Origin of the sequence: Flavobacterium psychroterrae (genome assembly GCF_018380615.1) — a bacterium.
In the GTDB taxonomy this organism is placed as follows: Bacteria; Bacteroidota; Bacteroidia; order Flavobacteriales; family Flavobacteriaceae; genus Flavobacterium; species Flavobacterium psychroterrae.
In genome coordinates, this window is the sequence record NZ_JAGYVZ010000017.1 from 1 (window position 1) to 19,301 (window position 19,301).

General features: G+C 32.6%; 21 protein-coding genes. 17 read left to right on the top strand and 4 right to left on the bottom strand.

What is annotated here, in order from left to right; genetic code table 11:
- Positions 1 to 355: 355 nt before the first annotated feature.
- Complete coding sequence (locus KHA90_RS17065) at positions 356 to 913, bottom strand: CvpA family protein (RefSeq protein WP_213303354.1); 558 nt, start codon at positions 911 to 913, stop codon at positions 356 to 358.
- Between the two features lie 338 nt (positions 914 to 1,251).
- On the opposite strand from KHA90_RS17065, the gene KHA90_RS17070 reads away from it, so the two are divergent.
- The 4 genes from KHA90_RS17070 to KHA90_RS17085 all read left to right on the top strand — a co-directional run bounded on the left by KHA90_RS17070 (position 1,252) and on the right by KHA90_RS17085 (position 3,855).
- On the top strand, positions 1,252 to 1,608 hold the full coding sequence (locus KHA90_RS17070; protein ID WP_078006785.1) for a hypothetical protein: 357 nt from the start codon (positions 1,252 to 1,254) through the stop codon (positions 1,606 to 1,608).
- A 171-nt stretch (positions 1,609 to 1,779) separates the two neighbouring features.
- Complete coding sequence (locus tag KHA90_RS17075) at positions 1,780 to 2,229, top strand: hypothetical protein (RefSeq protein ID WP_244860412.1); 450 nt, start codon at positions 1,780 to 1,782, stop codon at positions 2,227 to 2,229.
- A gap of 99 nt (positions 2,230 to 2,328) precedes the next feature.
- Positions 2,329 to 3,348, top strand: coding sequence for a phenylalanine--tRNA ligase subunit alpha (pheS, locus tag KHA90_RS17080; protein ID WP_213303371.1), 1,020 nt, complete (start codon positions 2,329 to 2,331; stop codon positions 3,346 to 3,348).
- 99 nt (positions 3,349 to 3,447) lie between these two features.
- Entirely contained in the window at positions 3,448 to 3,855 is a 408-nt protein-coding gene (locus tag KHA90_RS17085) for a hypothetical protein (protein WP_089352261.1), read from the top strand.
- A 162-nt stretch (positions 3,856 to 4,017) separates the two neighbouring features.
- Here the strand turns inward: KHA90_RS17085 and KHA90_RS17090 are convergent, their stop codons facing one another.
- Positions 4,018 to 5,013, bottom strand: a complete 996-nt coding sequence (locus KHA90_RS17090; RefSeq protein ID WP_213303375.1) for an NAD(P)H-dependent glycerol-3-phosphate dehydrogenase — start codon at positions 5,011 to 5,013, stop codon at positions 4,018 to 4,020.
- Between the two features lie 199 nt (positions 5,014 to 5,212).
- On the opposite strand from KHA90_RS17090, the gene KHA90_RS17095 reads away from it, so the two are divergent.
- The gene (locus tag KHA90_RS17095; protein WP_213303378.1) at positions 5,213 to 7,696 is read left to right on the top strand and encodes a toxin-antitoxin system YwqK family antitoxin; all 2,484 of its coding nucleotides are present in this window, start codon (positions 5,213 to 5,215) and stop codon (positions 7,694 to 7,696) included.
- 243 nt (positions 7,697 to 7,939) lie between these two features.
- Here the strand turns inward: KHA90_RS17095 and KHA90_RS17100 are convergent, their stop codons facing one another.
- Both KHA90_RS17100 and KHA90_RS17105 read right to left on the bottom strand, forming a co-directional pair.
- A complete protein-coding gene (locus KHA90_RS17100; RefSeq protein WP_213303381.1) occupies positions 7,940 to 9,097 on the bottom strand; it encodes an iron-containing alcohol dehydrogenase in 1,158 nt (385 codons plus the stop codon).
- A gap of 107 nt (positions 9,098 to 9,204) precedes the next feature.
- A complete protein-coding gene (locus KHA90_RS17105; RefSeq protein WP_213303394.1) occupies positions 9,205 to 9,969 on the bottom strand; it encodes a type 1 glutamine amidotransferase domain-containing protein in 765 nt (254 codons plus the stop codon).
- Between the two features lie 85 nt (positions 9,970 to 10,054).
- Between KHA90_RS17105 and KHA90_RS17110 the strand changes: the two genes are divergently transcribed.
- The 12 genes from KHA90_RS17110 (at position 10,055) to KHA90_RS17165 (ending at position 19,296) form a co-directional block, all read left to right on the top strand.
- Positions 10,055 to 10,960: a LysR family transcriptional regulator gene (locus KHA90_RS17110; RefSeq protein ID WP_213303397.1), complete on the top strand. Its 906-nt coding sequence runs from the start codon at positions 10,055 to 10,057 to the stop codon at positions 10,958 to 10,960.
- Positions 10,961 to 11,065: 105 nt separating this feature from the next.
- Positions 11,066 to 11,758, top strand: coding sequence for an NUDIX hydrolase (locus tag KHA90_RS17115; protein ID WP_213303400.1), 693 nt, complete (start codon positions 11,066 to 11,068; stop codon positions 11,756 to 11,758).
- Positions 11,759 to 11,832: 74 nt separating this feature from the next.
- Complete coding sequence (gene prs / locus KHA90_RS17120) at positions 11,833 to 12,660, top strand: ribose-phosphate diphosphokinase (RefSeq protein ID WP_213303403.1); 828 nt, start codon at positions 11,833 to 11,835, stop codon at positions 12,658 to 12,660.
- Between the two features lie 166 nt (positions 12,661 to 12,826).
- Entirely contained in the window at positions 12,827 to 13,162 is a 336-nt protein-coding gene (locus KHA90_RS17125; RefSeq protein ID WP_213303406.1) for a hypothetical protein, read from the top strand.
- A 2-nt stretch (positions 13,163 to 13,164) separates the two neighbouring features.
- Positions 13,165 to 14,025 carry a hypothetical protein gene (locus tag KHA90_RS17130; RefSeq protein ID WP_213303409.1) on the top strand — a complete coding sequence of 287 codons (861 nt, stop codon included), beginning with the start codon at positions 13,165 to 13,167 and terminating at the stop codon, positions 14,023 to 14,025.
- 162 nt (positions 14,026 to 14,187) lie between these two features.
- Positions 14,188 to 15,270, top strand: a complete 1,083-nt coding sequence (locus tag KHA90_RS17135) for an adenylosuccinate synthetase (protein ID WP_213303412.1) — start codon at positions 14,188 to 14,190, stop codon at positions 15,268 to 15,270.
- A gap of 9 nt (positions 15,271 to 15,279) precedes the next feature.
- Positions 15,280 to 15,807, top strand: a complete 528-nt coding sequence (locus KHA90_RS17140; RefSeq protein ID WP_213303415.1) for an NADAR family protein — start codon at positions 15,280 to 15,282, stop codon at positions 15,805 to 15,807.
- A gap of 8 nt (positions 15,808 to 15,815) precedes the next feature.
- The gene (locus tag KHA90_RS17145; RefSeq protein WP_213303418.1) at positions 15,816 to 16,652 is read left to right on the top strand and encodes an RES domain-containing protein; all 837 of its coding nucleotides are present in this window, start codon (positions 15,816 to 15,818) and stop codon (positions 16,650 to 16,652) included.
- Positions 16,653 to 16,661: 9 nt separating this feature from the next.
- The gene (locus tag KHA90_RS17150) at positions 16,662 to 17,207 is read left to right on the top strand and encodes an RNA 2'-phosphotransferase (protein WP_213303421.1); all 546 of its coding nucleotides are present in this window, start codon (positions 16,662 to 16,664) and stop codon (positions 17,205 to 17,207) included.
- A 59-nt stretch (positions 17,208 to 17,266) separates the two neighbouring features.
- Positions 17,267 to 18,106: an ADP-ribosylglycohydrolase family protein gene (locus KHA90_RS17155; protein WP_213303432.1), complete on the top strand. Its 840-nt coding sequence runs from the start codon at positions 17,267 to 17,269 to the stop codon at positions 18,104 to 18,106.
- A gap of 11 nt (positions 18,107 to 18,117) precedes the next feature.
- A complete protein-coding gene (locus tag KHA90_RS17160) occupies positions 18,118 to 18,843 on the top strand; it encodes a metallophosphoesterase family protein (RefSeq protein WP_213303435.1) in 726 nt (241 codons plus the stop codon).
- Complete coding sequence (locus KHA90_RS17165) at positions 18,844 to 19,296, top strand: nucleoside 2-deoxyribosyltransferase domain-containing protein (protein WP_213303438.1); 453 nt, start codon at positions 18,844 to 18,846, stop codon at positions 19,294 to 19,296.
- Positions 19,297 to 19,301 lie beyond the last annotated feature (5 nt).

The window sequence follows — 19,301 nt, forward strand, 5'->3', positions numbered from 1 at the left end:
GAATAAACTGGAATGTTGTTTTTTAAAACTTTATTTATACAGCCAAGCTTAAACTCATAATCATATTTTACTCTTTTTTCCATAAAAATGCCCCCAAATAGTGTCTAACTTTTTGGGGGCAGTTCAGGTTTTAAAAACCTGTCGGGTTTATTATTTCTAGCTCCATCGGAGCGATATATTTATAGCCCAATAATTATAAGTTAGTTGATTCAAGCTCCATCGGAGCTATATATTTCACCCCGCTGGGGTTCTGTTACTATATGGTTATAAATTTCTATAAATATTTCGTCCTTCTAGGACTTGATTCTTCAAAGAAAAAATGTATTAAAAACTGTCGGTTTCGCTTTAAATACGTTTATTCTTTGTTAGTTTCAGAAGAAGTTTCATTCGATTTTTTCTCACTTTTAGCATGTTCCTCCTTAAAAGCATCATACCATTTTTCGATAGAAGGATAAACAAAAGCCGCTACTTTTTTTACCGGATTATAAAAAATAGATTTATCCAGAGTTTCTTTTTTGGCAAAAGTTTCATTGAAGTTTATTTTCTCAAACAGCGCAATAAAAACACTTATAATCAGGATTGTTTTCAGAACTCTGAAAAAACCTCCGCCTAATTTATTCAGCCATCCTAAAAAAGCAAAATCGGCAATTCCGGTAAGGATTTTGGCTAAAAAATAAACGCCAATTACAACCAGAATAAAAGTCAGGATAAAAGCCGTAATCTGGATTGTGTTTGGATTCCATGAAACGTGTTTCATGATTAATTCTTTCATGAAATAAGAGAATTTAATAGCAATATAAATTCCCAACAACAAAGAAATAAAAGAAGCGATTTCTACAAAAAGTCCGTTTTTAATTCCTTTATATAAACTGAAAGCCAAAAGCGCTCCAAAAATCATGTCAAAAAGACTCATATTTTCTGTGGTTTTATTGAGGCGCAAATATAAAAGAATTATCTGCTTTATGCTGGCAAAGTTTTGTGGTTAGTTTTTAGCCCACAGATTATACGGATTGAACGGATTTGCACAGATTAAATTATTTGGCTAATTAAATGTTAGAGGTTTTACAGGATGAAAAAAAATAAAAACCTGTGTTAATCCGTTAGACTTGTTAAAATCCGTGGCCAATTAATCCAATACAACAAGGCAAACCGTTAATTTTAGGTCATTGGCTTCGAAGTCCGTATCTTTGCGAGCTAAATTTTATGGTTTTTGAATTTATAATTCATAATTCATAATTCACAATTATAATAATGTCCAGAGATACACAACTAAAAGAGCGATGGGAAAAGCTCGTCGATATACTATCTAATCAATTTTCGCAAGGAGAAGACTTAGATTTAGATGCCATAATTTACCTCATTGGAGTTCAGGAACTCGGAAAAGTACACCGCGAATTCAAAAAAGACGAAAAATTAAACCTGATGCACATCGCGATTTGTCGATTATTAGAACCTTACGGGTTTTACGAATTCGACTTTTTTGATGCCGAAGGATGGCCACATTACAAAGTAAAAGAAGAATTACCGGCATTAAAAGCAGGAGAGCAATCAGTTTTGATGAAAGAAGCCATTGTGAATTATTTTTTAGAAAGAGAACTTATAGAGTAGTTTTCAGTCTCAGTTTTCAGTCTCAGTTTTCAGTTACTGTAGACTGAGACTGAGACTGAGACTGAGACTGTAAACTGTAAACTGAGAAAAAAGATGTGTAGATATTCAATGGTTGCCTATAAACCACATTATGCTTGTTTTAATTGTCGGAAGACATTTAAGAGAAGATTAATGAATGACATCAAAAGGGGTGAAAAATCAGTTCTGGAAGCAAAGTGTCCGGAATGCGGTGGCTTAATGGCAAATATGGGACTTGATTTTGAATCACCAAAAAAAGACGACTTGAAAAAATGGGAACATTTGAAAAGCTTATATTCGGTTGGCATTACTTTTCATTCTTGTGGTTGCAGCGGTCCGGGATACATTCCTAATTCAAAAGAAAAATTAATTGAATATTTTGAGGATTTGAAAACAAACTATCTTAAAAATATTGATTTTTGGAGAACCAGAATAGAACCTTTGACCAAAGTCGAGCGTGACAAAGACAATCAGAGAAACTGGGGAACATTAAATGCTATTTCGGCAAACTTTAAAAAAGAGATTGTTAAAAATCAGGATGGAATAGATTTTTGGCTCAAAAAAGTACAGGAAATAGAAAGCAAAATAAGTCTGATAAAATAGTTGTGAAGGAATATCACAGTTTGCAAAGGAAACTTTAAATTTTAGACTTTAAACTTGAAACAAATTATGTAAATTTGTATTCTCAATTATTGAAGGAAAATGATAGATAAGATAAAACAGCATATAGAGGAAGCTAAAGCCTTTAATGATAAAAATAAAGAATCCTTAGAGCAATTCCGTGTTAAATATTTAGGTAGTAAAGGGTTGTTAAAAGAACTTTTTACCGAGTTCAAAAATATTCCTAACGACCAGAAAAAAGACTTTGGACAAGTAATAAACACTTTAAAAGCTGTTGCTGAGGAAAAAGTAAGAGTTATTCAGGAAGAACTTGAAAGTAAAGAAGAAATAAAAGGAATGTTTGGCGATTTAACGCGTGCTGCAGAACCGGTAATTATTGGTTCACGTCACCCGATATCGATCGTTAAAAATCAAATTATAGATATTTTTGCCAACATTGGCTTCAACGTTTCCGAAGGTCCGGAAATCGAAGATGACTGGCATAATTTTACCGCATTGAACTTACCGGAATACCATCCGGCGCGTGATATGCAGGATACATTTTTTATTCAGACAAATCCTGATGTGTTGTTGCGTACGCATACATCATCTGTTCAGGTGCGTTATATGGAAAATAACAAACCGCCAATTCGTACTATTTCTCCGGGACGTGTATTTCGTAACGAAGCAGTTTCGTCACGCTCGCACTGTATTTTCCATCAGGTAGAAGGATTGTACATTGACAAAGATGTTTCGTTTGCAGATTTGAAACAAACATTACTTTATTTTACAAAAGAAATGTTCGGAAAATCAAAAATTCGTTTACGTCCGTCATACTTTCCGTTTACAGAACCAAGTGCTGAAATTGATATTTATTGGGGCTTAAAAACCGAAACCGATTACCGTATCACAAAAGGAACTGGCTGGCTGGAAATTGGAGGTTGCGGAATGGTTGATCCAAACGTTCTTAAAAACTGCGATATCAATCCAGACGAATACAACGGTTTTGCTTTCGGAATGGGAGTAGAGCGTATTGCAATGTTGTTGTACCAAATTGGTGATATTCGTATGTTTTACGAAAATGACGTTCGTTTCTTAGAGCAATTCAAAGCAAATATATAATTTAAGTCAAAAGTCATAAAGTCGAAAGTTGAAAGTCTCATAGTAATGGCTTTATGACTTTCGACTTTATGACTTTTGACTTTTAAATTTTTGACTCATATGAAAAAAGATATAACAATCCCAGAAGTAGAAAACGTATTTCTGGCAGCTGTTCAGGAATGGAGCGACGATTTTATGGAGAAAGTGTGGTATGCTTATCTTGTAAACGATAGTGACTTTAATTTAGACAGCGTAATGGTAGTTTCAAAAGCATTTGGAACTATTGATGGCGAAATGAAAAAAACATCAGTTCTTCGTCATGCTTTTGTTGAAGTTCCGGCAGTTTCTGTAGTTAAAATTGAAATGATCGAAAAAAGTTTATTGGTTTTAAACAATGAGTTTATGGTAACATTTTTCATTGACAATAAACTCTACGACAAGAAATTCATCTTTAAATCAAACTTAATCAACGAAAACGATACTGAAGAAGTGCCAATTTTGTTTGTTGAGGGAGTGATGGTGAAGTAAGAGTAGATGCAAGATTGGTAGATGCAAGAAGCAAGATAATAGAAGCAAGATATAAAGAATAAAAAAAAGCCAAGATCTAAATAAATTAGTCTTGGTTTTTTTTATATTATAAACAAAAAGCCTACATTTAGTCTTGCTTCTTGCATCTAAAAAGAGAGAGATTTAATCCAAAGACTCCGTCAATTTCTTAAATACAGATTTAGCATCTTTTCCTTCGTATAAAATCGCATAAACTGCGTCGATAATTGGCGTTTTTGCACCATAACCCTGATTTAGTTTATAAGCACTTTTGGTAGCATAATAACCTTCGGCAACCATGCTCATTTCCATCATCGCGCTTTTTACCGTGTACCCTTTTCCAATCATATTTCCGAACATTCTGTTTCTGGAGAATACTGAATATCCCGTAACCAATAAATCGCCCAAGTAAGCCGAATCATTAATGTTACGTTTCATTTTATGTACTTTGCGGATGAATTTTTTCATTTCACGAATTCCGTTACTCATCATAACCGATTGAAAGTTATCTCCGTAACCTAAACCGTGCGCGATTCCGGCAGCAATGGCGTAAATGTTTTTAAGCATTGCAGCATATTCGGTACCAATAATATCATCGGATATTTTTGCTTTGATATAGTTTCCGGATAAACGTTTTGCCACGATTTGAGCTTTATCAGGATCTCCACAAGCAATTGTTAAGTACGAAAGTCTTTCTAAAGCTACTTCTTCTGCGTGACAAGGACCTGTAATAACGCCAATGTTGTAGTAGGGAATGTCATATTGAATATGGAAATGCTCACCAACAATTAAACTTGTCTCAGGAACAATTCCTTTAATTGCCGAAAAGATAATTTTATCAGACAAAGAAACCGTTAAGTTTTTAAGTTCTGAATCTAAGAAAGCAGACGGAATAGCAAAAATTACGTAATCTGCATACTCAATCGCTTCATTTATATTATTAGTTAATTTAAGTTTTTTGGTGTCAAATTCAACCGAACTTAAATAATTTGGATTGTGTTTGTATTTCTGAATGTGCTCGATCGCAGCGTCATTACGCATATACCAGGCAATTTCCGAAAGATTTACGCATAACATCTTTGCAATTGCCGTAGCCCAACTTCCTCCTCCAATTACTGCAAATTTTAAATTTTCGCTCATTTTTTTAATAATTTAAAACAAAAGTACTTAATAATGCAGTAATAATACAAAATCTGATTTAAGAAATTTTGAAAACAGAGTTTGAGAAAATTTTGCTGTTAAAATGAAAGCTTAATTTAAGCAATGAGTTGACTATCTTTTCCTGAATAAAGGATAAATGAATTAAAAATTATTATTTTTGATGAAATTTCTCTCAAATATGACTAGTAAAATTTTCAGCCTTATTTTAATAGCCACTAACTGGCTTTCTTTCTCACAAAACACAGATCCGATTTATTTTGACAAAAAGTGGAAAGAAACTACTAAAGAAAATGCTTCTTTTTATAGAATTAATCCATTAAAAAAATTAGGTGATCTGGTTTTAATCGAAGATTTCTATATTAATAAAACCCCTCAATTTCAAGGTTACTCGTTGCAAAACGACGAAAATAGTTATGTTGGAGATATCGTTTGGTACGATGAAAATGGTTTCGATTCGGCAGTCTATCAATATTACAACAATACTGCGGCTGAAGTTTTAACGTATTACTATCCCACTGGAAAAAAACGCAAAACCATTCAATATAAAAACGGAAGGAAAAACGGATTTTCGATTGTTTATCATCAGGATGGAACTGTTTTAATGAAAGGAAAATATATTGATGGCAAACCGGTTGAAGGAGATTTTCAAGAAGTTAGAAACTGGGAAGACTATCAGAGCAACAGGTCAGATGGAGAAGCTAATGAAAAGGATAATGATGTTATTGTTGAAGCAGCACCTATAGTGGAAGATTATTCTGCTGGAACTAAAAAACAGGTCATAAAGAAAATAATTAAAAGCAAGATCTTCTGGATCAACTCTAAACAATTGGCACAGGAAACATGGTATGATATTAAGTATGACCGCATGTATCGTTTTAAACAGATAAATTACGATCTGGCGGGAAAAGTGCTGCAAACAATAGAGCAAAGTAATTTTGAAGAATATAGTGGTAACGTTTCTAATGGTATTGCTTACGAATATTATGTTCAAAACCAATTTGCAGTCGCCATCAAATCGAAAACAACTTATAAAGAAACTCAGAAATCCGGTGAGGAAATTAAATACTATCCAAATGGTAAGATTCAGGAATTCACTAAATATCAGGATGGAGAAAAAGTGGGCGATGCAATCGTTTATAATAAAAATGAAACGATAATGAAAAAGCGAACGTATAAAAACGGAGAGCCTTTTGAAGGTAATTTTGATGAAGATTTTACAGGAAGATTATTACTTAATGCAAATTATCGTAAAGGTTTAAAAGAAGGAGAAGCAATCGTAAAAACCGACAAAGACAGTATCGTCGCACAAGGTATTTATAAAAGTGATAAACCTTATAACGGAACCTTTATTTTAAAAACCGGAGAAGATCGTCATGAATTAATTCATGTTAGCGACTTTAAGAAAAACGGATTACAAAAAGTTTTTAATTACAATATTGACGCTATTGTTAAAACCTATACTTCTCTGAATGATGTGGTAAATGGCGAAACTGTTTTTTATGAAGATGGAAAAGTCATAGGAAAACTCGAATATAAAAACGGTTTGCCGTATGAAGGGAAATTAGTAGAATCTCAAACAGCAACAATTTATAAAAACGGGAAAATCGTACAACAGATTTTCTACAGAAGTAAATATGAAAGTACAGACGAGAATAATATTCTAAAATCAATATACTTTGAAAACGGAAAAAGAACAAAAATTATTAATCATTCTTTTTTAATTACTCTGGACAAACAGGATTTTTATGTTGGAAATTATAAAAACGATACGCCATATTCCGGGTATTTTTCTGCTGATTTGCGCGAGTTTAATTATATAGATTACTATGAAAACGGTATAAAAAAGTATCAGTATTCTAATAATTATTTAGAAAACCTTGAAAAGTATCAATATCCAAATTACGATATAAAATCTACTTATAAAGACGGGAAAATAGTAGACGGTGTAGAATATATAAAATTAGACCGCCAATTTATTTCAAAATATTGGAAAAAAGGAGTTTTAAAAAGCTTTGATGTAGATCTTTTTGCAATGCATTATTTTAATCGTTTTCATTTTGAATTGAAAAATAACGGTATTGAGATTACAGAATTTAATAAAAAACAAAAAGGCAGAATTGCCAGAGAAAAAATTGGTAATAAATATATCTGCCAATTAATTATAGGGGATAAAGTAGTAATGTCAAGTTCGTCAATCGAACTAGATAATGAATTGCCCGAACAAACGGGCAGTATCATGTATTATGAATCGGATCAAATAATCAAGGCTAAAATTATAGACTCTAAAGAAACAGATTATGAAGGCCGACGAGAATCAGAGATGTTTTATGAAATTTTTGCATCAACAGTTAATAGTGCTAAAACCACAGAAGAAAACTTCAATTCAATAGCGCATGATTTTTCGACAAGCAAAAATATAGAAGCCATGTTTGGCAAAGGCGATAATGCTGATATACTAACAGGGTTAAGGTTTAACGGATCTAAAAAGCCGGAAATTGGAATTTTAGTATTAAAAAACAAAAACAATTCCTATGATTTAAAATCATTTTTAAATGGAAAAGTTTTGGAAGAAAAGAAAAATATTGAGATGAAAAATATCAGAAAAGAGGTTAAAATAATGACATCAAATTTTGAAAAGAAAATGAATGAAGATTTTAAGTAAAAGACTTTTAGGAAAACAAAAAATTATTTTTAATCATACACAATAAAAACAAAACTATTACGTTATAACTAATTGTAAATTAGAATTTAATGAGTTTAGCAAAAATTGAGTTAGTTAGTTTTGTTTTAGTATTGTAAAAAGGCGTTCCTGAAAATTCAAGAACGCCTTTTTTTTTAGTTTACAGTTTACGGTCACAGTTTACAGTTTGTAATGCGACTGAATACCGCGACTGAAAACTATTTATTAGTAACTCATCTCAACAATTGACTTCACTTTATCTAAAGTAATCAATTGTTTTTCTCCCAATCCTTTCCAGCCTCTTTCGTCAAAACGATTTACGATGAAATCTGCAGTTTTGCTGTAATCATCCACATATTGAGAAAGTTTAGTATCCATTCCCATTGTATGGAAAAATTCAACGGTTTTATTGATCGCTTCTTTCGCAACTTCTTCATCGGAACCTCTTAAGTTGAAGATTCTTCTTCCGTATTGTGCTAATTTTTCTTTTTTCGTGTCAAACATTACGTTGTATAAACTTGGCCCTATAATCGCCAAAGTACGTGCATGATCGATTGCGTACAGTGCTGTTAATTCATGACCAATCATATGCGTTGCCCAGTCAGAAGGAACACCTTTTTGAATCAGTCCATTTAATGCCATTGTACAACTCCACATAAAGTTAGAAGCTAATGCATAATCCGTTGGGCTTTCAACTACTTTTGGTCCAACTTCAATCAACGTTTGTAAAATCCCCTCAGCAATTCTATCTTGTAAATAACCTTCATGCGGATATGTAAGGTATTGTTCCATTACGTGCGTATAAGCATCTACAACACCATTTTGTAATTGTCTTTTTGGTAATGATTCAATAACTGTTGGATCGCAAATTGAGAATTTTGGAAATAAAGCACTTCCGCCAGAAGCTAATTTTTCCTGTGTAGCTTTAATCGTTACGACATATCCGGAATTCATTTCACTTCCTGTTGCCGGTAAAGTCAAAACAGTCCCGAAAGGCACAGCATTTTCCTTAATCAACAAACGTTTTTGTAAAATATCAATTGGATCTCCATCAAAGTTTACGGCTGCCGAAATAAATTTCACACCATCAATAACAGATCCGCCGCCAACGGCAAGAATAAAATCGATTTTTTCTGCTTTAATAATTTCAACAGCTTTCATTAAAGTTTCAAAATGAGGATTTGGCTCAATTCCGCCAAATTCAACAATATCAAAACCTTTAAGATTGTTGATTACTTGTTCGTGAATTCCGTTTTTAAAAATACTTCCACCACCATAAGCCAATAAGATTTTAGCATCTTTTGGTACCAAAGTCGAAAGTTTCTCTATTTGTCCTTTTCCGAAGATTAAATTCGTCGGATTGTATAATTCAAAGTTTAGCATTTTTTTTTCTTTTTTAGCTACTAAGATTCTGAGTTGCTAAGGTTCTAAGTTTTTTCTATGCTGCTTAAAACTTAGCAACTTAGTACCTTAGCGACTTAGAACCTTTTTTATTTATTTAATTTTTCCAATAATTTACCAGCGACTAATTTAGACGAAGCAGGGTTTTGACCTGTAATCAAAAGTCCGTCTTCTACAGCATAAGGTGCCCAGTTTGGTCCTTTTGAAAATTTACCTCCATTTTGAGTCAAAGCATCTTCTAATAAAAACGGAACAACTTTGGTTAAACCTACAGCTTCTTCCTCTTCATTAGTAAAACCGGTTACTTTTTTGTTTTTTACTAAAAATTCACCATTAACTTTTACGTTTTTCAAAACTGCCGGAGCGTGACAAACAAAAGCAACTGGTTTTTTATGTGTGTAAAAAGATTCAATTAAAGCAATCGAATTTTTGTCTTCAACTAAATCCCAAAGTGGTCCGTGACCTCCAGGATAAAAAACGGCATCGTAATCTTTTTGATTAATAGTCGAAAGTTTAACCGTGTGTTTTAATTTTTCCTGTAATGTTTTATCAGCATCAAAACGTTTTGTGTCTTCGGTTGCAGCCGATGGATCAGCACTTTTTGGATCAATTGGCGGCTGGCCTCCAAGCGGAGTTGCAATCGTAATTTCTACCCCCTGATCTAATAATTCATAATATGGTGCAGCAAGTTCTTCTGACCAAAATCCTGTTTTTTCTCCTGTGTTGCCCAGTTTATCATTACTGGTTACAACAAATAATACTTTTTTCATACTTTTTTTATTTGTTTTTTGAGCTATAGCTATTGTGCTAAAAGCTGCGAATGTTATAATTGTAAGTAATTTTATCTTTTTCATAAGTTTAAATTTTCATCAAATTTACGGCTTAAGTGATATTTGTAAAAATAAAATAAACTATGTTTGTTATAAATAAATTTATGTCATGGTAAATCTCGAATGGTATAGGACATTTAAAGCGGTTTATAAAAACGGAAATTTTTCTATCGCTGCAAAAGAGTTGTTTATGAGTCAGCCTGCAGTGAGCCAGCAAATCTCTATGCTGGAAGCTCATGTTGGTAATAAATTGTTTAACCGTAAGTCAAAAGGCGTAGAACCAACGGAATACGCTAAGTTACTGAATAATTTAATCATTGATGCGCTCGATCGTCTTGAAAATGTAGAGAGTACTTTTAGGGCGAAAGCAGAGGACGCAAACAGATTAATATCGGTTGGTATTTCAAAAGATCTTTTTAATTGTATTGGTAATTTGTTGATTGCTAAGTTTGATTTGATCGATTTTACCTTTGCAGACGACGATGCACTTTTTGCCCTTGTCGATGCTAAAAAACTAGATTTTGCCATCACAACAAAAAGATTTGATACGTTTGACACTATTTATGAAATCGTAGGAAAAATAAAACTGATCATGGTAGCGCCAATAAATTTGGATGCAGCAGAATTTCGGCAGAAATTAAAAGCAGATAATTTTACTGAGTTAGAACTTTGGCTCAATGAACAAAAATGGTACAGTCATGATGCCAGAATTCCGCATATAAAATTATTTTGGCTGCATGCTTTTAATAAAAAACGACCATCGATGGTGCCTAATTATATTATTCCATCAGAATCTGAAATGCTGAGAATGTTAGCAGATAATGAAGGAGTCGCCATAACCTGGAATTGTAATGCGAGAAAATATATTAAAGAGAATAAGTTGCAGTTATTATGGAATAGTTTTCACGTGCCGGAAGAATATGTTTATTTATTAAGTGCTAAAAACAATAATTTGAATTCTTTTTTTGATATTATATCTAAAGAATTAAAGTTGTTTTTTGGTAATAGGTTATAATTTTTTTCGCTACGAATCCCACGAATTAGCGCTAATTTTTGTTAATCAATTAAATATTAATTCGTGAAAATTAGTGCAATTCGTGGCAAACCCTTTTTTTAAATTATGGAAAATTTTCAAAATATTAGAATCGCCGTTGATGCTATTGTTTTTGGTTATAAGAACAACAATTTGTACGTGCTTTTAATTGAGCAGAAATTTGGTTTAACCGATAAATATTGGGCTTTGCCAGGCGGATTAGTAAAAAACGATGAATCATTAAGCGATGCAGTTACAAGAGAGCTGCACGAAGAAACCAGTGTTCAGTTGACTTTTATGGAGCAGTTATTCACTTTTGGTGAGGATATTAATAGAGATTCCAGAAACCGCGTCATTTCTGTTGCGTATTATGCTTTGGTAGACGCTTCGAATCTCGAAATTAAAGCTGATACCGATGCTGAGAAAGTACAATGGTTTAAAATAGACGAAATCCCTGCTTTAGCTTTCGATCATAATTTAATTCTTGAAACTGCGATAACAAGATTAAAAGCAAAACTGACTTACGAGCCAATTGGTTTCGATTTGCTTCCGGACGAATTTCTTTTTTCAGACCTTGAAAACCTTTATTGTACTATTCTTGAAAAAGAAATTGACCGACGAAACTTCAGAAAAAAAATACTCAGTTATGGTTTTTTAGATCAGACAGAGCATTTTTCGCCTATAAAAAGCGGTCGTCCTGCAAAGCTTTTTAAGTTTAATAAATTGAAATACAATGAATTAATTGAGAAAGGATTTCACTTCGAAATAAAGTTTGCGTAATTTTTACACAAAATAAATTGTTTATTAAATAATTAAATCTATATTTGCGTATAATTAACGCAAACTCAAAAACTATGATACTTAATTTAGACCCAAAATTCACTCCGATCCTTAATCAGGAAGAAATCAAATTTCAAAGTTTTACATTTTCTGGCGGAGAACCACACATTAAAATTGATCCTAATTTTGATACGACTCAAAAAGTAACTATCACACACCGTTTAAATTCATTCAACGATTTAGGTTTATTGTGTATTACGGTAGATGCTTTACGCAGAATGGATGTTAAAGTAATCGATTTGTTTATTCCGTATTTCCCGGCCGCAAGACAAGATCGTGTGATGATCAAAGGAGAATCTTTATCTGTAAAAGTATATGCTGATATCATCAACGGACTTCAATTGAATAAAGTTTTTGTTTTTGATGCGCATTCTGAAGTTACTCCGGCATTAGTAAACAATTGCGAGGTGATTCCAAATCATACTTTTATCAAAGAAGTTCTAAAAGTTATTGGCGATAACGTAAAACTAATTTCTCCGGACGGTGGAGCTCTAAAAAAAATCTACAAAGTTTCTGAATTTTTAGGAGGAGTTGATGTAGTAGAATGCAGCAAAAGCCGTGACGTAAAAACAGGAAAATTATCAGGATTTAAAGTCTATGAAGACGATTTAAACGGAATTGATTGTTTAATCGTTGATGATATTTGCGATGGCGGCGGAACTTTCGTTGGTTTAGCCGAAGAATTAAAAAAGAAAAATGCAGGAAAATTATATCTAGCTGTAAGCCACGGAATCTTCAATAAAGGATTTGAAGTTTTAAACTGCTTCGACAAAATATTTACTACGAATTCTTTTAAAGACTTCGAAGGAGAAGAAGTCGAAGTTGTTAAAATTACTGTTTAAAAAAGTTTCAAGTTTCAGGTTTCAAGTTGCTGTAGAGAACCTGAAACCTGAAACCTGAAACAAAAAAACTATTAACCGTTTTCAAGTTTAAAATTCCAAGTTTCAAGTCTCGTGAGAACCTGAAACCTGAAACAAGAAAAACCTGAAACAAAAACCACACAAAACGATGAGTGATGATTTAAAACCAAGATTTATTGAATCTTTAAAAAGAAACAATGATCAGATTAGAGAAGACAGAGCCAAAACAATTGGCGAGGATTCTGAGTTAATATACAGACGACGAGTTGAAGATATTGAACTGAAAATAAAAAGATTAGAAAGAGAACAAGAAGGATTGATTGACATTAGTCCGCTTGATAAAAACAGTTTGACTTTTGCTGATTTTCAACCTGAAGCCTTTGTGCAAAGAGACATGGAATTGTCACTGACAATTAGAAATTTAAACATTCAGTTTGAAGTATCAAAAAAGAGATTTGAATATTTATTTGGTAAAACATTTTAGTTATGGGAGGTACAAGATATGACTTAGGCGCTCGTTTGAGCAGAGCAGAAGCAGCTGGTTACGGAAAAAAATCAGCAAGTGAGATTTTTACGCAAAATTCTTTACATGTGGCGCATGAATCTATGAACCCAAACGGAATCACATTTCGTGAAGCCAGAGATTCTGAGGTTCATCCCAATTCAGTTCCAATTATTTTAGCACTTGATGTTACAGGAAGTATGGGACATATTCCTCATGAATTGATAAAAGACGGACTTCCAAAATTAATGGGAGGAATTATTCAGGGTGGCGTTCCGGATCCGGCACTATTATTTTTAGGAATTGGAGATCATGAATGCGACAGATATCCGTTGCAGGTGGGACAATTTGAATCTGGTGATGCAGAACTTGATATGTGGTTAACGAGAACTTATATTGAAGGCGGTGGAGGAGGAAATGCTGGTGAAAGTTATCTTCTAGCCTGGTATTTTGCCGCTTTTCATACTAAAACGGATGCTTTTGAAAAAAGAGGTCAAAAAGGGTTATTGTTTACCGTAGGTGACGAACCTAATTTAGATACACTTCCGGCATCAGCAATTAAGGAAATTATGGGTTCAGGACAACAAACCTATACACATCTTGAGTTATTAAAAGAAGCGCAAAAACGTTACGAAGTCTATCATATAAGTGTATTACACTCAGATCAGGCGATAAGAGCAAATGTGGCATGGAAAGAATTACTGGGACAAAATTGTTTGTCTATTGAAGATCACAAAGAAATCCCGAATGTAATCAAGAAAATCATTTGTGATAAACATAAAAGTTCAGGATTAGGTTTAGGGACTGTCTCATTAGATGGTTTAGATAATATAGAAATGCTTTAAATGTTTAACACATAGAAACATAGGTTTTTGTTAGTGTGATTAAAAGAAAATAAAAAGAAACAAGTTTCTCACACATAGTACTATGTTTGTTTAAACTAGTGAAACGCCTTTTAAAGTTTCCAAAAATCTATGTTTCTATGTGTTTAAATAATATTGTACAAAATGAAAACAGCTCAAATAGTTATAGGTTTAGGATTTGGTGATGAAGGTAAAGGAATTACAACAGATTTTCTGGCGAAGCAAAATCCTGAATCTATAGTTATTCGGTTTTCAGGAGGACAACAAGCCGCACATACCGTAATTATTGGTGACAAAAAACACGTTCATTCGAGTTTTGCAAGTGGCGCGCTTCGGGGTTTGCCTTCGTATTACAGCGAACATTGCACGATTCATCCTGTTTTTTTATTCAATGAAAGGGAAGAATTAGAAGAAAAAGGCGGAAATATCGAACTTAATATTCATCCATTAGCCAAAATCACAACTCCGTTTGATGTTTGGCAAAACCGAAATAACGTGAGAAATCTTGATCACGGAACTTGCGGTAAAGGCGTAGGCGCAACCATGAAACGTAACGAAGGTCAATACAAACTATATGCAATTGACTTAATCGCACCAAGACAAATGCTTTTAGAGAAACTGGAAAAGATCGCTTATTATTACGGTTTTTTAAATGAAAGTGAAATCGATGAAGAAGTAAATCATTTCCTTGAAGTGATTGATGAAATAAAATGGAATATCAGCGATTACAGCTTTTTAGAAAATTTCCCGAATCTTATTTTCGAAGGTAGTCAGGGCATTTTACTCGACATGGATCATGGTGTTTTCCCGAATGTTACGTATGCGAATACAACATCAAAAAATGCTTGTGAAATATGTAAGAAGCTGCAAATTGAGGATATCAACATTTATTATGTGACCAGAAGTTATTCAACCCGACATGGAAACGGCTGGATGAGTAATGAAAGGGAATTAAAATTAAAAAATAACGAAGAAGAAACCTGTGTCTATAACGAATTTCAAGGTCAATTACGAAGAGGCGATTTAGATTATAATCTATTAAATTATGCCTTAAAGCTTGACGCAGCTTATAGTTTAAACGCAAAAAGAAACCTGGTTGTAACATGTATGGATCAGATAGAAACTGATTATGGGTTTGAAAATCTAACAACTGAGTTTAATGAAATTTACGGATCATTTTCACCCGATTCTAAAGATTTTAAACAAATGACTTCTTTGTTTCAATAAAGAGAAAAAATGAAATATAATATACAAAATATAGCTCCGGAAAGTAAATTTTTATTTTTCTGGGGACATCAGCCAAGTTTAGACGGAACAATAATTAAAACTTGCTTTAGTCAATGGTGGCTGAGTTCTTTTGAAGTTGATAAAGTGATTTATAAAACTGCTGAACACTGGATGATGGCGAAAAAAGCCGAATTGTTTAAAGATGATAAAATTCTGGAAAAAATCCTTCAGGCTAAATCTCCGGCAGAAGCCAAAAAATTTGGAAGAGAAGTAAAAAATTATAATGAAACGCTTTGGTTAGCTGCCAGATTTGACATTGTGAAAGAAGGAAATTACCATAAATTCTCTCAAAATCCGGACTTAAAAACTTTTTTGCTCAATACAAAAGACAGGGTTATAGTAGAAGCCAGCCCAGTCGATGCAATTTGGGGAATTGGAATGGCCGGCGATCATAAAGATGTTTTGAATCCTGCAAAATGGAAAGGCTTGAATCTATTAGGTTTTGCTTTGATGGAAGTTAGGGATGAATTGAAATAAACCAGATTATGGAAGAAATTTTAAATAAAAAAGAGTTAGATAGTTTATTAGAATCTTTATCGAAAGCAAAAGATGAAAAATCTATAGAAAGTTACATTTATATCAAGAACATACTAGATTCGATTGAATTTCCACTTCCAATTACAATTTATCTAAAGGGAACGAAGTTTGTTAGAAGTAGAGCACATAAGGAAGATGAAGATTTTTTCGAAACTGTAGATCAACTTTCTTATCGTAAAGATATCCGAAATATTAAGAAATTTGGTAGAGCTAATGAACCTGGTCAATCGATATTTTATTGTGCAAATAATGCAATAGTTTCATTTGCAGAAACTAATTCTGTAGTAAGAGAGGATGAAAAAAAGGATTTTGAATATATTACTTCTGGAGTTTGGATTTCAACTGAGGATATAATAGTAGTTAATTTATTAACTAATGAAAATACGAAAGGACAACATGTTGATTTTGATCAATCTATTGAAAGTTTTGAAGATTTAATTGATTCTCAAAATGATGAAAATGGTTTTGCCGTTAGAGATTTACTTCAATTTTTATCGAAAGAGTTTTCAACATCTTTTAGAAATAATTCAAATCATTACAAGATTACTTCTGCATTTACCAATTATGTATTATTAATAGATAAAGTTGATGGCATTTTGTATCCAAGTACAATCTATCCAACTGAAGGGTTCAATTTTGCTTTAAGAACTGATGTAGTAGACAAGAAAATGAAATTTTATGCTGCTCAAAGAATTAAAATGCAAAAGATTGGAGATAAAGAATATAAAGAAGTTGAAAAAACTGAATCAGAAATCAGTACATCTGAAGATAATATTATTAAATGATTAGGTAAAATGAATGAGAAAACAGCAAAAAACATAAGCAAATTTCTGAGTTTAGTTCTCAGACATTCGCCGGAAACTATAAATTTAAAATTAGACGAAAACGGTTGGGCTGATGTAGAAGAACTAATCGAAAAATGTTCTAAAAAAGGAAATTCATTAAATGCAGAACTTCTGGATTATGTGGTAGAAAACAATGATAAAAAACGTTTTGCTTTTAATGAAGACAAAACGAAAATCAGAGCAAGTCAGGGACATTCAATTACAGTTGAACTGAATTTGAATGAAGCAGAACCTTCGGAGTTTTTATATCATGGAACGGTGGGGAAATTTTTGGAAAACATCAAAAAAGAAGGACTTCAAAAAATGAGCCGTCAGCATGTACATCTTTCCAAAGACAAAGAAACAGCAATAAAGGTAGGCGGAAGAAGAGGGATTCCTCAGATTCTAACCGTTAAAAGTGGCGAAATGTTCAAAGACGGTTTTAAATTTTATTTGTCTGAAAACAATGTTTGGTTAACAGATGAAGTTCCGCCGAAATACATTCAATTCACTTAATTAAAATCGTATTTATTCATCTTAAGAATAATCCTGATTAACAATAAAAAAATAAAGTTATGATATTAGAAGCAGCAATATGCGATGCATACGGAGCAGGATTTGAATTTCGCGATTTAGATTTTATTTCTCAAAATAATAATTTGACACAATATCATACACACGGAATGTATACTGAAATCTATAAAAGATATACAGATGATACGCAAATGGCAATTGCAATTTCAGAATTGTTATTAGAAGATGATAATTGGAACGAGATTAAAGTCGCAGATAAATTTGTCGAAGTATTTCACAGAGATAAAAGAAGAGGATATTCAGACAGGGTTTATAATGCTTTGGATGCCAGTAAAAATGGAGCTGATTTCATTAAAATAATCAATAATGCAAGTAACGGAAATGGTTCGGCGATGCGAGCGTATTCTATTGGATATCTGAAAGATATTGAACAAATAAAAACATTCTGCGAAATTCAGGCGAAAACATCTCATGATACAATTGAAGGAATTAGTTGTGCAAAACGAATTGCTTTAGCCGTGCACTATTTCAAATATAATTTGGGCGATGACTCAACTTTGATATCGTTTTTAAATGAAACTTTAAAAGAAAACGAAACCTATAAAATAACTTCTCCAATTGATATGCACGGTTATCCAACGACGCAGGCCGTTATCAAAATCGTTTCAGAAGCAACTTCAATGCAAGATTGTTTGAAAACAAGTATCGATTATGGCGGAGATACAGATACCGTTGCAGCTTTGTGTATGGCGATTTTAAGTCATAAAGAAAAATGCGATAAAGTTTTGCCTTCATTTTTATATGAAGAATTAGAAAATGATAAATTCGGAAAAGATTTTCTGATTACATTAGACCAAAAGCTCATTACTAAGTTTAATTAGATATTCTAATCATGAAACGAACATTAGTTTTTGGAGATATTCACGGAGGTCTAAAAGCCTTAATTCAATTATTAGAACGAGTTGAGGTAAAACAAAACGACCGACTTATTTTTCTGGGAGATTATGTTGATGGTTGGGGAGAATCAGCGCAAGTAATTGATTTTTTGATTGAATTATCTCAAAAACAAGAATGCGTTTTTATAAAAGGTAATCATGATGTATGGTGTCACGAATTTCTGATGAATGATGTAATAAATGATATTTGGTTTTTACATGGAGGAAAATCGACTATTGAAAGTTATCAGAATATTGAATCTAAAGAGAAGCATCTTGATTTTTTTGCCAATATGAAAGATTATTTTGTAGATGAAAATAATAATTTGTTTATTCACGCAGGTTTTTCATCCATGCATGGTCCGGAAAAAGAACATTATGCATCCAATTACAGTTGGGACAGAACACTTTGGGAAATGGCTTTGACAATGGATACAAGAATCCAAAAAGATTCAGTATCATATCCGAAAAGATTATTGCTTTATAACGAAATTTACATTGGCCATACACCAACGCTTCATTATAATGTTGAAATCCCGATGCAAGGTTGCAATGTTTGGAATATAGATACCGGAGCAGGTTTTTATGGTAAACTTACTTGTCTTGATTCAGCAACTAAAGAATTTTGGCAAAGTGATGTAGTACAGACATTTTATCCAACAGAAAAAGGAAGAAATAAATAGATGAAGAAAATTTTTAAAGCTCCTGAAGAAATTCCTTTGCAAAGTGAATTTAAAACCATTTTTTTAGCCGGATCTATAGAAATGGACAAAGCCATTGATTGGCAAAAACATTGCGAAGAATTATTAAAAGACAAGTTTATTATCTTTAATCCCAGAAGAAGTCAGTGGGATAGTAGTTGGTCACAAACAATAGAAAACGACAATTTTAAGAAACAGGTAGATTGGGAACTTAACGCATTAGAAAAAGCAGATATAATTATTATGTATTTTGCAAAAGATACAATGTCACCAATATCTTTGCTTGAATTTGGACTTTATGCCCAATCAAATAAAATGAAAGTAGTCGTTGAAGAAAACTTTTGGCGCAAAGGCAACATTGATATTGTTTGCAACAGATATTCAATAGAACAATTTAAAACATTAGAAGAATTAATCCAAAATTTACTAAAATAACAAAA